This window comes from Caulobacter vibrioides OR37, from assembly GCF_000372645.1.
GTDB classification, from domain to species: Bacteria; Pseudomonadota; Alphaproteobacteria; order Caulobacterales; family Caulobacteraceae; genus Caulobacter; species Caulobacter vibrioides_E.
Window position 1 is genome coordinate 145538 of the sequence record NZ_APMP01000005.1, and the last position, 14230, is coordinate 159767.

Below are 14230 nucleotides of genomic sequence, written 5' to 3' on the forward strand. Positions count from 1 at the left end.
CGCTTGCTCTAGAATGCGGCCGACTTAGGTCGCGTCCCGCAGGGTTTCGGCCAGCAGGCGACCCTCGACGCCTCGGCTGGAACCGGCGCGCCAGGCCACCACGATCTCGCGGCTGGGATGGGCGGCGGCCAAGGGGCGGACGGTGATCGCGGTCCGATCGGTCAGCCCCGCCTCGACCGCCATGGCCGGCAGGAACGACACGCCCAGGCCCGAACCGATCATCTGCACCAGGGTCGGCAGGGACGTGGCGGCGAAGCTCTCCTCGTCGCCGACGCCCTTCGGCGGCTCCAGTCCGCAGGCGGCCAGGGCGTGGTCGCGCAGACAGTGGCCGTCCTCGAGCAGAATCAGGTCATCCCCCCGCAAGCTGTCGGGATCGACCCGCGCCTGTCCCGCCATCGGATGGTTGGCCGGAGCGGCGGCCAGCAGTTCGTCGTCCTCGACATGGGCCCAGTCCAGGCCGGTCATGTCATACGGCAAGGCGATCAACGCCGCGTCGAGGGCGCCGGCCTTTAGCGCCGCGATCAGGCGCTGGGTCAGGTCCTCGCGCAGGAAGAGCTTCAGCTTGGGAAAGCGGTCGCGCAGAACCGGAAGGGCGCGCGGCAGCAGATAGGGCGCCACGGTCGGGATCACGCCCAGGCGGAACCGCCCCGCCAAAGGCTGGCCCGCGCCGCGCGCGGCCTGGACCAGATCCTCGGCCCGGGCCAGAATATCCTCGGCGCGGCGCACGGCCTCCTGGCCGGCGGCGGTCAGGATCACGCCCGAGCGGGCCCGGTCGACAACTGGCGCGCCGAGAATCTTCTCCAGTTCCTGGATTCCGGCGGACAAGGTCGGCTGGGTCACATGGGCGCTCTCGGCGGCCCGACTAAACGACCCGTGCTCGGACAGAAGTTTCAGGTACTGCAGTTGGCGAAGGGTCGGGAGCATAATCGCAATATAGGCCAGATCTATCGCATTTCCAGAAACCATTGACCCGACAAGGGGCGGTGTCGGTGGGGACGAAGGCGTCGCATGGTGCTAAGGCTTGTCGCCATCACGGGAATGCCCATGCCGATCAACGCCCTGCGCGCCCAACTGCCCGCCTACGCCAAGGACATCGCCGCCAATCTGGGCGTCCTGGCCGAAGAGACCCTCCTGAGCGATCAGGCCAAGTGGGGCTGTTTCATCGCCAGCGCCAGCGCGGTCGGCGAGCCCGAGACGCTGAAGGCCGTGACCATCGCCGCGCGCGAGGCGGGCCTGTCGCCCGAGGCCTTCACCGCCGCCAGGACCGCCGCCGCGATCATGGCGATGACCAATGTCTATTTCCGCGCCACGCACCTGATGTCCGCGCCAGACTATCAGGACCTCCCGTCCCGCCTGCGCATGAATCGGCTGGCCCATCCTGGCGTCGATCCTGCGGACTACGAGCTGTGGTGCGTCGCCGTCTCGGCGATCAACGGCTGCGGCGCCTGCCTGGACAGCCACGAAGCGGCGCTTCGGCGACGGGGCGTTTCCCCCGTGCAGGTCCAGGCGGCCCTGCGCATCGCCGCCGTGGTCAACGCCGTGGCCCGAACCCTGGCGGTCGAGACCCTGGATCATCCCCAGTTTTCGGGGCTCTGAAAGCGCTCCGCGACGCCCGGTCGCGGCGTCGGCCCCTCGACATTCATCTTATCCGTGAATTAGGTTGTTAACCTCTGGGTAAGAGATTCGCGGCGTCCGCCGACAGCGTCCAGGAAGGACGCCACGGACTCGCATGGGGCGAAGGTGAGTCAGATGAGACTGCTGTCTAAGACTTCTCGCGAGAACAAGGGCGCCAAACCGACCCTCCTGGGCGCGGAGACCGTCCGGGTCGAGACCGTGCAGCACAGCATCGAATCCACCCAAGCCATTGGTCAGCGTTACGAGACCATCCACGGCGGGCTCGACAGCATCGGCCGGGTTATGGAGCACCTCAAGGCGATCGAGCCGCTGATCGCCGAGATCCGCGGGCCCGTCTCGCAGGAGTTCGAGGCTCGCCGCGCCGAACACGCCGAACTGATCGCGCTGCGCGCCAATTTCGATCAGGCTCAGCGCCAGATCGCCCAGATCCAGGCCGAGGAGCGCGAAGCCAGCGCTCGTCTGGCCGCCGCCGAAACCGCCCTGGGCGAGTCCGAGGCGCGTCGACAGGCCCAGGACACGGCGCTGGAAGACAACACGCTCGAGATCGACCGCTTGCGCAACGCGCTGCTGCAATCGGAGCTGAAGGTCTCGAATGTCGACGCCGCGCTTCGCGACGCGAACGCCCGCATCGAACACCTGGTGCAGGACGTCGAGGGTCTCCGGGCTCAGGCCCAGGACATCGACGCCCGTCGCGGCGAGGCCGAGGCCGCCCTGGCCCGCGCCAACCAGGACAATGCTCTGCTAGGCGAAGAAGCCGCGACCCTGAAGAAGCGCGTCGATCAGGCCGGGATCGACCTGGCCCGCCTGTCGCGCATCGAAACCGACCTCGAAGCCCAGATCGCCGCCGAACGCGCCCGCGCCCAGGCGCTCGAGAACGCCCTGTCGGCTCACCAGGTCGACAGCGGCCGGATCATCCGCGGCCTGGAGAGCCAGGTCGAGGGCAACCGCGCCGAGATCCTGGCCCTGCAGACCCGCCTGGAAACCTCCACCGGCCGCGCCGACAAGCTGGAGGAAATGAACACCCAGATCTCGGCCCGCCTGGCCGAATCCAGCGCCCAGCAAAAGGCCGTCGAGCGCCGCGCCGGCGACCTGAACGTCGCCCTGGAACGCGCCCTGGAACGCATCCGCGCGCTGGAGGAGGAAGCCGAAGGTCTGCGCCAGCGCCACGCCGGGGTCGACACCGCCCGCGCCACCGCCATCGAGCGCGCCGACCAGATGGCCAAGAACGCCTCGGCCCAGGAAAAGGCCCTCAAGCGCGCCGAGGAGCGCGCCCAGCAATTGCGCGCGCGCCTGGACGCCGTGCAGGAAGCCCAGGATCAGGTCCGTCGCGAACACGAGCAGAAGGTCGCCGAGCTGCAGGCCACGATCGAACGCCTCACCTCGGAAGCGGCCCTGGCCGAGGGCGCCCTGGAAGCCGCGCGCCGCGACCGCTCGCGCCTGCAGATGGCCCTGCTCGGCGCCTCGGACGGGGACATGGCCGAGAGCGCCTGATCTTTCAACGCGCCAGAGCCTTTAGCCTGAAATCGGCTCCCACTTTAGCCCCACGCGCCAGACAAGAACGCCCGCGATCCGAAAGGTTCGCGGGCGTTTTCGTGAGACGAGGCGGCGCTATTTCGCTTCCGCCGCCGCCTTCAGGCCGGCGACCTGCTGGCCCAGCACGGCATCGACAGCGGGCGCCAGCTTATCGAGGCCGCCCCGGACATAGCCGCCGACATCATAGGTGGCCGTGACCGTCGTCAGCCCATCCTTCTCTGTCAGCACGAAGGCCAGGGCCCCGGTGGCGCCGGAGGTCTGCAAAGGCCCCAGCGCGCCCGAGAGGACCAGTTTCTGGCCAGGAGCGGCGTGGATCGTGGTCATATGCAGCACCGAACCGCCGTTCGGTAACCGCTCGCAGAAGCAGCCGCCCGAGGCCGCGCCGATCGAGAGATTGGCGGCCGAGCCCGACCAGGTGTGGGCCGAGGACCACCATTTGGACGGCTGGACCAGGATGGCCCAGACCACGCTGGCCGGAGCGGCCACCACGACCTCTCGCCTCACCTCGAAGCCGTTCGGCTGGGCGTCGACGACCTCGGCCCGCGCCGCGCCGGCGGCCAGAAGGGCCAGGCTCGCGGCGGCGATCATCTTCTTCATGGCGGCATACCTCCCGGAACCGAGGCGAGGCTGACGGCGGGCCGGGCCCGAGGTCAAGAAGCGGCGTTATTCGATTGGCGAAGTGATCGTCGCGCCGTCGGCTTTCAGGCGGTCGAGCACCCCGTTGGCGGGCAAGAGAAAGCCCAGATCGACCACCGCCACGGTCACGCCCGGACGCTTCAGGGCCTCGGTCATGGCGTCGGTGGTCTGGGCGATCCCCTTCTCCAGCAAAGCAGCCCCCCCCGGGACGTGGGTCAGGCAGCGCTGGCCGGCGCTCTCGCGATAGCGGGCGCGCACCGCGCCCAGATCGCCCTCGGCCCAGTCGCGACCGATCGTGGTGGAATGGGCGGCGTCGTAAGCCACCTCGTCCAGAGCCACGCGCAGGCAATAGAGCTGGTCGTCGGGCGACAGCTTGCCGGCGATCGAGGTCACAGCGCTCATCCGGTACTGGCCGACCGACTTGACCTTGAGCTTACGGGCCTTGGCCATGCGCTCGACCGTGCTGACCGGCTTGGCCTCCGAGAGACCGGCGGCCTGGCGGAAATCGGACAACAGCAGGAAGCCCGCCACGGCCGGCTTCCAGTTCTTGTAGTCCCCTGGCCCCTTGCGCGCCTGTTCGCGGAACGCGACGAAGCGGGCGCGCAGGTCCGGCGGCAGCTGGTCTTCCAGCCTCTTGCCCAGAGGCTGGCGCAGGCCGCCCCCAAACGTGAGGATAAAGCCGGCCGCCTGGGTGACGCCGACGGCGGCTTGGGGCGGGACAAGGACCAGGCTGGCCTTGTCCAGCGCCTTGTTCAGGCGCGGGCTATCCCACTTCAGCGAATGGGGCAGCGGCGTCGCCGCGCCCAGGACATAGAGCTTGGCGCCGTCCTTCTCGACCAGCCAGATCGCCGGGCCCGGCGGCTTGGCCACCACGGTCAGCTCGGCGACCACCGCGCTTTCGTCGGCCGCCGGAGCCTGGCCCAGATTCACCACCGGCGGCGAGGCGGTCTGGGCGGAAGCCGAAGAGACCAGGGCTAGGGATAGGGCAAGGGGAACGAGCTTGGTCGCGGCCATCGATACTCCTTCAGCCCCCGCCAAGGATTTAGCCCTTCTCCCAAGGCGGGAGAAGGGCCCGCGACGCCTCAGGCCCCGGCCGGAACCGGAAAGCCGCGATGACGCATCAGCGCCCCGATCTTCACATCGCGTCCCCGGAACGCACGGAACTGATCCGCCGGATCCTCGGTGTTGCCCTTGGACATGATCGTCTCGTAAAGCCGCTTGGCGGTCGGCTTGTCGTAGAAGCCGCCTGGAGCCTCCTGGAAGGCCTCGGCGACGTCGGCGGTCAGGGTGTCGGCCCACAGATAGCTGTAATAGCCGGCCGAATAGCCGTCGCTCGAGAACACATGGCCGAACTGCGGGGTGCGGTGACGCATGACGATCTCGCGCGGCATCCGCAGCTTGGCCAGTTCCTCGCGCTCGAACTTGGCCGGATCGATGTCGACATCGCCCGCCAGGTGCAGCTTCATGTCGATCAGCGCGCTGGCTAGATATTCGGTCGTGGCGAAGCCCTGGTTGAACGTCGCGGCCTTCTCGATCTTGTCGACCAGCGCCTTCGGAATCGGCTCGCCGGTTTGGTAGTGCAGGGCGAACTGGCTCAGCACCGGCGCGGTCGGCAGCCAGTGCTCGTTCAGCTGGCTGGGGAACTCGACATAGTCGCGCGCCACCCGCGTGCCCGACACCGACGGATAGGTCGCGTTGGCGTTCAGGCCGTGGATCGCGTGGCCGAACTCGTGGAACAGGGTGGTGGCGTCGTCCCACGAGATCAGCAGGGGCTCGCCCGGCTTTCCCTTGATGAAGTTGGCGTTGTTCGAGACGATCGTCGTCACATCGCCCCGGAAACGCTCCTGGGTGCGGTAGGCGTTCATCCAGGCGCCCGAGCGCTTGCCCGGCCGCGCATAGGGGTCGAAGTACCAAAGGCCGACATGCTTGCCGGCCCGGGTCACCTCATAGACCGTGATGTCCTCGTGATAGACGGGAACGCCCGACAGCTTCTTGACCGCGAACCCGTAGAGCTGGCCGGCGGCCCAGAACATGCCCTCGCGCAGCTTGTCCAGCTGCAGGTACGACTTCACCGCGTTCATATCGAGCGCGTACTTCGCCAGGCGGACCTTCTCGGCGTAGTACCGGTAGTCCCACGGCTCGATCTTGAAGCCGCCACCCTCCTTGTCGACGATCGCCTGCATGTCGGCCACGTCCTGGACGACCTGGGCGATAGCGGGGCTCCAGACCGCCTCCATCAGGCCCATGGCGTTCTCGGGCGTCTTGGCCATGGCCACTTCCAGGCGCCAGTGGGCGTGGGTGGCGTAGCCCAGCAGCTTGGCGCGCTCGGCCCGCAGCTTCAGGATCTTGGCGATGATCGCCTTGTTGTCGGTAGGCCCGCCATTGTCGCCGCGATTGACGAAGGCGCGCCAGACCTTCTCGCGGGCGGCGCGAACCGGCGACTCGGTCAGGAACGGATCGACGCTGGAACGGGTGTTGACCACCACGAACTTGCCCGGAAGCTTCCGCGCTGCCGCGTTGGAGGCGGCGGCGGCCTTCAAGGTTTCGGGCAGGCCGACGAGGTCGGCGTCCGAAAGCTCGATCCAGGTGTTCTCGTCGGCCAGCAGGTTCTTGCTGAACTGGTTGAACAGGCCGGCCAGCTCGGTGTTGATCGCCGCGATCCGAGCCTTCGACGCCGCGTCCAGCTTGGCGCCCGCCCGCACGAAGTCGCGATAGTGGATCCACAGCACGCGCTGCTGCTCGGGGCTGAGCTTGGCCTTGTCCGGCGCGTTATAGACGGCCTCGATACGCGCGAAGAGGGCGGCGTTCTGAGCGATCTTGTCGCCGTGCGCCGAGAGCTTCGGGTCCATCTCGGTCTCGACCGCCTGGAACTCCGGCGTGCTCAGGTTGGAACCCCAGATGTTGTAGATCGTCCTCACCCGGTCCAGGGCGCGACCCGAATCCTCCAGCGCCGCGATGGTGTTCTCGAAGGTCGGCGCGGCCGGGTTGGCGGTGATCGCGTCGATCTCGGCCAATTCCCGCGCCATGGCCGCTTCGAGCGCCGGCTTGAAATCGGCGATCTTCACCTTGTCGAACGGCGGGACCCCGCCATACGGCCCCGTCCACATCTCGGTCAGGAGGTTGGGGGTCTGGGCCATGGACACACTCGGATTGAAAGCGGCGGCCGCGCCAGCGGCGGCCGCGGAGACAAGGAACTTACGACGTCGCACGGAGGATCTCCGATGAAGAATCCGGCGACCCTAAGACGCGTCCAGCCCGAGTGTAAGCGGTTAAACGACCGCAGCGCGCCCCTGCGCGTGGACGCCCATCGGTTTGCCGGCTAAAGCTTCGCCCATGATTGGCGTCTTCGACTCTGGCGTTGGCGGCCTGACGGTCCACCGCGCCCTCGTGCAGCGTCTGCCCCAGGCGGACTTCATCTATCTGGCCGACCAGGCCCACGCGCCCTATGGCGTGCGGACCGGCGAGGAAATCGTGGACCTGACCAAGGCCGGATGCGAGCGCCTGTTCGCGCGCGGCGCCAGCCTGGTGGTTCTGGCCTGCAACACCGCCTCGGCCATCGCTCTGCGCCGCCTGCAGCAGACCTGGTTGCCGGGTTATCGCAAGGCGATCGGACGGCCCGTCAATGTGCTGGGCATCATCGTGCCGACGATTGAGAAGGCCACCGGCCTGCCCTGGGAACACGAGGCCGAGCGGCGCGGCGAGAAGGTCGAGGCCTTGGATATCCTCGGCGTCTTCGCCACCCCCGCCACCGTGCGCTCGCGCGTCTACGAGATCGAGATCGACAAGCGCAAGCAGGACCTGGCGGTGTTCTCCGAGCCCTGTCCGGAACTGGTGCCTTTGATCGAGCAGGACGCCTCGGTGGTCGAGCTGGCCAAGGCGGTCGAGAGCCACGTCCAGACCCTGAAGACCCGCATCGGCCGCTTCCCCGACCGCGTCGTGCTGGGCTGCACCCACTACGAGATCATCGCCGACCTGTTCCGCGCCGCCCTGCCGGCCGGCACGCCGCTGATCCAGCAACCGGCGGCGACCGCCGACGCGCTGGAGCTCTACCTGCAACGCCACCCGGAATACGGCCCCGGATCGGGCGGCGGGCGCGCCTTCCTGACCACCGGAACGCCGGGCCCGCAGAACGGCCTGGTGCAAGGCTTCTGGGGCGGCCCGCTGACGTTCGACGCGGCTTAAGAGAGCCGGATGGGGCTCCGCCTCAAGCCGCGCTCACCAGGAGCCGCACCCGCTCCAGATCCTCCGCCGTCGCCGGGTTGTAGACGATCAGTCCCAGGTCGGGGCGACCGTCCACCGCGAACGCGGAATATTCGAAGCTGACCTCGCCCAGCACCGGGTGACGTATCTGTTTGACGCCCTCTCCATGGTGGCGAACGTCGTTGTCAGCCCAAAGCGTCGCGAACTCGGCGCTCCGCAGTCGCAATTCCTGAACGAGCGCGTTCACCGGGACCTCGGCGCCCGCGCCCGCCCGCGCCGCGTCGGCGCGGAAGGCGGCGACCACGAAACGCGCCACCTGCTCCCACGCCGGGTTCATCGCCTTCGCGCGAGGGTCGCAGAACACGCGCCGCAGGATGTTGCGCTCCTCGGGGGGCAGTGCGCCATAGTCGGTCAGCACGACCGTAGCCGCCCGGTTCCAGGCAATCACATCCCAGGTCAGGGTCTTGATCATGGCCGGGCTGGGATCCAGCGCGTCCAGCACCCGCTGCAGCCGGGGCGAGACGCCCTCGACCTCGCGGTAGCGCACCTCGGGCGGCCGACCTAAGCCCAGTAGAAAGAGATGCTCGCGCTCGGCCTCCGTCAACATCAGCGCGCGGGCTATGCGGTCCAGAACCGCGGCCGAGGGGGCTCCGCCTCGCCCCTGCTCCAGCCAAGTGTACCAGGTGGCGCTGATATGGGCGCGCTGGGCCACTTCCTCGCGGCGCAGGCCGGGCGTGCGCCGGCGCGAGGCGGAAAAGCCCAGGACGACGGCGTCCAGCTTGGCCCGGCGGTCGCGCAGATAGGCACCCAGCCTGTTTTGGTCCAGCGGTTTGTCCGGGCCGATGTGCGCGTTCATCGTGGTAGATCTTATACCCGTATAAAGTCACGACTTTAACAGGAACAGGATAGACTAGACGATGCTCGAGATGAAATCTCGGGAGCCCCCTCAATGCGTATCTTTGTCACCGGCGCGACCGGTTTCGTTGGCTCGGCCGTCGTCCGCGAGCTCATCGCCCACGGCCATCGGATAACGGGCCTTTCTCGTTCCGACGCCGGCGCGGAGCAGCTAAGGGCGGTCGGCGCCGATGTCGCGCGAGGCACGCTCGACGATCTCGATGTGCTGGCCCGCGGCGCCGCCGACAGCGACGGCGTGATCCACACCGCTTTCAACCACGACTTTTCCAGGTTCGTGGAGAACAGCCGCCAGGACCGTCGCGCGATCGAGGTGCTGGGCGGCGCGCTGGAGGGCACGACCAAGCCGATCCTCGTGACCTCGGGCACGGCCATGCTGGCGCGAGGGCGCCTGGCCACGGAGCAGGATCGTCCCGGCGGCGGATCTCCGCGCATGTCCGAACCCGCCGCCGATGACCTCGCCGCCCGAGGCGTGAGGGCTTCCGTCGTCCGTCTGGCGCCGACGACCCACGGGGTCGGCGATCATGGCTTCGTGCCGATCCTGATCGGCCTGGCGCGCGAGAAGGGTGTCGCGGCCTATATCGGAGAAGGCTTGAACCATTGGTCGGCCGTGCATCGCCTGGACGCCGCCGTCCTCTACCGCCTGGCCATAGAACGCGGCGCCGGCGGTGAACGCTACCATGCCGTCGCCGAGGAAGTCGTACCGTTCAAGGCCATCGCCGAAGCCATCGGCAAGGGCCTGGACCTGCCCGTCGAGAGCAGGCCCGCCGAGCACTTCGACTGGTTCGCCATGTTCGCCGGCATGGACGCGGCGACCTCGAGCGAATGGACCCGGGAAACCTTGGGGTGGACGCCGACCGGACCGACCCTCGCCGAGGACCTTGAGGCGGGCGGGTATTTCAGCTGACGCGCTCTGGCCCGCTTGACGCTCAGACCCTCAGGTCCGCCGTCACCGGCGCGTGGTCGCTGGGGCGCTCCCATTCCCGGACGTCGTCGTGGACGCGCGAGGAGACCTTGCCGTCCACGATCGCCGCGTCGCGCAGGCCGGGACTGGCCAGGATGTGGTCCAGACGCAGGCCGCGGTTGGACTTGCGGAAGTCCGCGGCGCGATAGCTCCACCAGGAAAACAGTTTTTCGGGCTCGGGCGTGGCCAGGCGCGGCAGGTCGAGAAGGTTCATCGACTTGATCATCGCGTCGAAGGCCTCGAGCTCGGGCGGCGTGTGGCTGACCACCTTCAGCATCTGACGGTGGCTCCAGACGTCGTTCTCGCCCGGCGCGATGTTCAGATCGCCGGTGACGATCAGCGGATCCCTGGGGTCGCGCTTCTTCAGCGCCGCCGTCAGGGTCTCGTAGAAGTCGAGCTTATGATCGAACTTTGGGTTGGCGACGCGATCCGGCAGGTCGCCGCCGGCTGGAATATAGAAGTTCTGGATCTCGACACCGGCCACCTTGACCGCGACACAGCGGGCGTGGCCCTCGCGGCAGTTCATCAAGGTCGGAACGTCCTCGATCGGCAGGCGCGAGGCGATGGCCACCCCGTGCCAGCCCTTCTGGCCGGCGATCTTCAGGTGATTGAGCCCCATGGCCTCGAAGGCCTCGCGGGGGAATTCGCCCTCCTGGCACTTGATCTCCTGCATGCACAGGACATCCGGCGCCTGTTCGTCGACGAAGCGGGCGGCCTGTTCGGCGCGCAGGCGGACGGAATTGACGTTCCAGGTGGCGATACGAAGGCGCATGGGCTGGCTCTAACGCGCTTTTCCGAGCCGGAAAAGAAAAACGCCCCAGCACATCGGTGCTGGGGCGAAAGTCAGGTCTCTCATGCCGCCGCCGGGAGGGGATAGGATCCGGCACGGTTCGCGAAGAGCGGGTCGGTCGCTCCTCGCCATGCGTGTTAAATATGCCACGTCCTAATTTTTAGTCAAGTCGAAAGTCGGTTGATTCTTGCCTGTTGTGAAGATGTCACAATGATAAACGCTCAGGGCTTGCCGACCTTTCGGCGCGGATCGGTCAGGACGAATAGCTTCGGGTCGAGGTTGGCGGTCTCGGCGAAATCGCTGAGCCGCACGCGGATCTGACCGCCCTTGATGTCGGTGACGGTCCAGCCCATCAGGCCCACCGGGCTGTTGGAGAAGTCGAGCGAGATCTTTCCGAGCGCCTGGCGCTTGGCGTCCTGGGCCACGATCGTGAAGCCGTCGGCCAGCGGGCGGATATCGGTAATCACGACGCCTCGGTCCAACCGGACCTCGCGAGCGAGCAACAGATTCAGCGGCGTCTTGCTGAGCGGATAGCTCTCATAGGTCTTCAGGCGGCTGTCGAAGATGTTGACGTTGTTGCCGTTCGACACGACCAGCAGCCCAGCCGGCGGATCGTACTGGAACCGCGCCTTGCCCGGTCGCTGCAGATAGAACGTGCCCTGGGTGACGGCCCCGCGCGCGTCGGTCTGCACGAAGCGGCCCTTGGCCGAAGACAGGCCTTGGATATAGGCGGTGGCCTTGTCCAGCAGAGCCTTCTGGTCGGCGGTCAGCACGGCCGGGACCGGCTTGCCATCCTGGGCGAAGGCCGAAGGCGCGAGGCCCGGAGAAGCGAGGACGGCGGCCAGGCCGGCCGCGATGAGGAAACGGCGAGTGGTCATGCGAACTCCTTAAGCCCAACCTTGGCCCACGCGAAGGCCGCCGCGAGGCCATTTTCCGGCGCCGCGATGAAGCGCCGTTCAGGTTTGCACGATCGAACGCCCAAGCTGCGCCGCGAGTTGCCTATAGCGGCGGAGGCGGCGGCGCTAGGATCTCGCGCTTGCCGGCGTGATTGGCGGCGCCGACGACGCCTTCCTTCTCCATCCGTTCCATCAGCGAGGCGGCGCGGTTGTAGCCGATCTGCAGACGGCGCTGGATGTAGCTGGTCGAGGCCTTGCGGTCGCGGGTGACCACGGCCACGGCGTGATCGTAGAGGTCGTTGGCCCCGCCCTCGCCCGAGAACGCGCCCTCGATCGCTTCCTCCTGCTCCTCGTCGCCGCCGGCGGTGACTTCTTCCAGGTACTGGGGAATGCCCTGGTCGCGAAGGAACTTGGCCACGGCCTCGACCTCGCCGTCCGACACGAACGGACCGTGCAAGCGGGTGATGCGGCCGCCGCCGGCCATGTAGAGCATGTCGCCCTGGCCCAGCAGCTGCTCGGCGCCCTGCTCGCCCAGGATGGTGCGGGCGTCGATCTTCGACGTGACCTGGAAGCTGATCCGGGTCGGGAAGTTGGCCTTGATGGTGCCGGTGATGACGTCGACCGACGGGCGCTGCGTGGCCATGATCAGGTGGATGCCGGCGGCGCGGGCCATCTGGGCCAAGCGCTGAACGGCGCCTTCGATGTCCTTGCCGGCCACCATCATCAGGTCGGCCACCTCGTCGATGACCACGACCAGATAGGGCATCGGCTCGGGGCGGATCTGCTCGGTCTCGTAGATCGGGCGGCCGGCGTCGTCGAAGCCGGTCTGGACCGTCCGCTCGAAGTGTTCGCCCTTGGCCGCGGCCTCATTGGCCTTCTCGTTGTAGCCGCCGATATTGCGCACGCCGATCTTCGACATGCGGCGATAGCGGTCCTCCATCTCGCGGACGGTCCACTTCAGCGCCACGACGGCCTTCTTGGGATCGGTCACGACGGGCGCCAAAAGGTGCGGGATGCCGTCATAGACCGACAGTTCCAGCATCTTGGGATCGACCATGATGAAACGGCACTTCTCGGGCGGCAGCTTGTACAGGATCGACAGGATCATGGCGTTGACCCCGACCGACTTGCCCGAGCCCGTCGTACCCGCGATCAGCAGGTGGGGCATCTTGGCCAGGTCGGCGATATAGGGCTCGCCGCCGATCGTCTCGCCCAGCGCCATGGGCAGGATCTGGCTGGCCTTTTCGTAGTCCGCGCTGGACAGCAGGTCGCGCAGATAGACGGTCTCGCGCTTGGAGTTGGGCATCTCGATGCCGATGGCGTTGCGGCCCTGGGCCACGGCGACGCGGCAAGAAATCACGCTCATCGAGCGAGCGATGTCGTCGGCCAGGGCCACGACGCGCGCGGTCTTCACGCCCGGCGCCGGCACCAGCTCGTACATGGTGACCACGGGACCGGGTCGGATCTGGTCGATCTGACCCTTGACGCCGAACTCGGCCAGCACGCTTTCCAGCAGGCGCGCGTTCTGGCGCAGGGCGCCGGCGTCGACCTCCGACGAGCGGGGCTTGGACTTGGCCAACATCGCCAGCTCGGGCAGCTGGAAGCCGCCCTCGTCCTCGAAAGCGAAGGCCTTTTGTTGCTCGCGCTGTTCCCGGCCGGATTCCTTCGGCGGCGCCTTGGGCTTGGCGATGGCCATCGGCCGAGCGTCCAGCATGTCCTCGAACGCATCCTCATCGTCCTGGTCGGCCGCCGGCGGCGTATAGGCGCGTTCGGGCGCGGCCCGGGCCGGCGCCGAGGCGACGGGCGCGGCGTCCTCTTCGTCGATCGGCGGCAGGCGGCCAGGACGCTCGCGGCGCGGCGCGGCCTCGGCCTTCTCCCGTTTCGCCCGCGCCGGCTTGGCGACAGGCGGCGGCTCCGGCTCGGCGCGGACGCGCGGCTGCAGGGCGTTGGCGACGGCGGCGTGGATGGCGTCAGGATCGACGTCGCGCACGCCGAAGGCGAACCCCAGGGCGGCGATGGCGGCGACGGCGAACAGGATGGCGGCGATGATCGTCGCGCCCGGAATGTGGGCGAAGTGCAGGACCCCGGCCACCATCCGCAGCAAGCCATCGCCCCAGAAGCCGCCCAGACCCTTCTCCAGCTGCCAGATGGCCGGCGGCGGCGGCGCGGCCAGCGTCGCCGACAGGGCCAGCAACCCCAAGGCGCCGACAACCGCGCGCTGGCGCAGGTGCTTGCGCTCCATATCGGGATCGGCCTGGGCCACCCGGGTCACGCCGAACACCAGCATCAGCAGCGCGACACCCCAAGCCGACAGGCCCAGCGATTGCATCAGCAGGTCGGCCACCGCGGCGCCCAGACCGCCAAGAGCGTTACGCGCCGGCTCTCCGGTCACCGCGTTGAAGCTGGGATCGGTGGCGTTGTAGGTGGCGATCGCCAGCAGCAGTCCGGCGCCAACGACCGTGACGACCCCGCCCCTGAACCGGGCGGTCCAGGGCTGTATCCAGCTGTAGCGAATCGCGTCCCACAGGAACTCCGCCGTGGATCGCCGCGCGGCTCGCGCCATGAAAGTCTCCGAACTCAACCACGCCCTCAGGCCCCGCGTGAACGGAGCGAACCGCGATGTTGTGCCCGAAGAGGGTTAAGGGGCGTTTACGACGTTCGTTG

The 14230-nt window shown here is 68.0% G+C and carries 12 protein-coding genes; 4 read left to right on the forward strand and 8 right to left on the reverse strand.

The genetic code is table 11. The annotated features are described in order from the left end of the window. Positions 1 to 24 precede the first annotated feature (24 nt). Positions 25 to 927, reverse strand: coding sequence for a hydrogen peroxide-inducible genes activator (locus OR37_RS06770; RefSeq protein WP_081612892.1), 903 nt, complete (start codon positions 925 to 927; stop codon positions 25 to 27). A gap of 117 nt (positions 928 to 1044) precedes the next feature. Here OR37_RS06770 and OR37_RS06775 point away from each other — a divergent pair, with 117 nt between their 5' ends. Both OR37_RS06775 and creS read left to right on the forward strand, forming a co-directional pair. After that, the gene (locus OR37_RS06775; protein WP_035017061.1) at positions 1045 to 1596 is read left to right on the forward strand and encodes a carboxymuconolactone decarboxylase family protein; all 552 of its coding nucleotides are present in this window, start codon (positions 1045 to 1047) and stop codon (positions 1594 to 1596) included. A gap of 153 nt (positions 1597 to 1749) precedes the next feature. Then, positions 1750 to 3126 carry a crescentin gene (creS, locus tag OR37_RS06780; protein ID WP_004617358.1) on the forward strand — a complete coding sequence of 459 codons (1377 nt, stop codon included), beginning with the start codon at positions 1750 to 1752 and terminating at the stop codon, positions 3124 to 3126. 117 nt (positions 3127 to 3243) lie between these two features. Here the strand turns inward: creS and OR37_RS06785 are convergent, their stop codons facing one another. The 3 genes from OR37_RS06785 to OR37_RS06795 form a co-directional block, all read right to left on the reverse strand. Next, positions 3244 to 3765 (reverse strand): SRPBCC family protein, encoded by a 522-nt coding sequence (locus OR37_RS06785; RefSeq protein ID WP_004617372.1) that lies wholly within the window; start codon positions 3763 to 3765, stop codon positions 3244 to 3246. A gap of 66 nt (positions 3766 to 3831) precedes the next feature. Then, complete coding sequence (locus tag OR37_RS06790; RefSeq protein WP_004617374.1) at positions 3832 to 4818, reverse strand: TraB/GumN family protein; 987 nt, start codon at positions 4816 to 4818, stop codon at positions 3832 to 3834. 68 nt (positions 4819 to 4886) lie between these two features. Next, positions 4887 to 7013, reverse strand: a complete 2127-nt coding sequence (locus OR37_RS06795) for a M3 family metallopeptidase (protein ID WP_035017048.1) — start codon at positions 7011 to 7013, stop codon at positions 4887 to 4889. Positions 7014 to 7137: 124 nt separating this feature from the next. Between OR37_RS06795 and OR37_RS06800 the strand changes: the two genes are divergently transcribed. Continuing rightward, the gene (locus tag OR37_RS06800) at positions 7138 to 7986 is read left to right on the forward strand and encodes a glutamate racemase (protein WP_004617380.1); all 849 of its coding nucleotides are present in this window, start codon (positions 7138 to 7140) and stop codon (positions 7984 to 7986) included. A 22-nt stretch (positions 7987 to 8008) separates the two neighbouring features. On the opposite strand, the gene OR37_RS06805 is transcribed toward OR37_RS06800, so the two are convergent. Next, positions 8009 to 8860: a helix-turn-helix transcriptional regulator gene (locus OR37_RS06805; RefSeq protein ID WP_004617382.1), complete on the reverse strand. Its 852-nt coding sequence runs from the start codon at positions 8858 to 8860 to the stop codon at positions 8009 to 8011. Between the two features lie 93 nt (positions 8861 to 8953). Here OR37_RS06805 and OR37_RS06810 point away from each other — a divergent pair, with 93 nt between their 5' ends. Further along, positions 8954 to 9823: an SDR family oxidoreductase gene (locus OR37_RS06810; RefSeq protein ID WP_004617384.1), complete on the forward strand. Its 870-nt coding sequence runs from the start codon at positions 8954 to 8956 to the stop codon at positions 9821 to 9823. Positions 9824 to 9845: 22 nt separating this feature from the next. On the opposite strand, the gene OR37_RS06815 is transcribed toward OR37_RS06810, so the two are convergent. The 3 genes from OR37_RS06815 to OR37_RS06825 form a co-directional block, all read right to left on the reverse strand. After that, entirely contained in the window at positions 9846 to 10652 is an 807-nt protein-coding gene (locus OR37_RS06815) for an exodeoxyribonuclease III (RefSeq protein WP_004617386.1), read from the reverse strand. A 239-nt stretch (positions 10653 to 10891) separates the two neighbouring features. Next, positions 10892 to 11548 (reverse strand): outer-membrane lipoprotein carrier protein LolA, encoded by a 657-nt coding sequence (locus tag OR37_RS06820; RefSeq protein WP_004617395.1) that lies wholly within the window; start codon positions 11546 to 11548, stop codon positions 10892 to 10894. Positions 11549 to 11669: 121 nt separating this feature from the next. Then, positions 11670 to 14147, reverse strand: a complete 2478-nt coding sequence (locus tag OR37_RS06825; protein ID WP_165570578.1) for an FtsK/SpoIIIE family DNA translocase — start codon at positions 14145 to 14147, stop codon at positions 11670 to 11672. Positions 14148 to 14230: the final 83 nt, after the last annotated feature.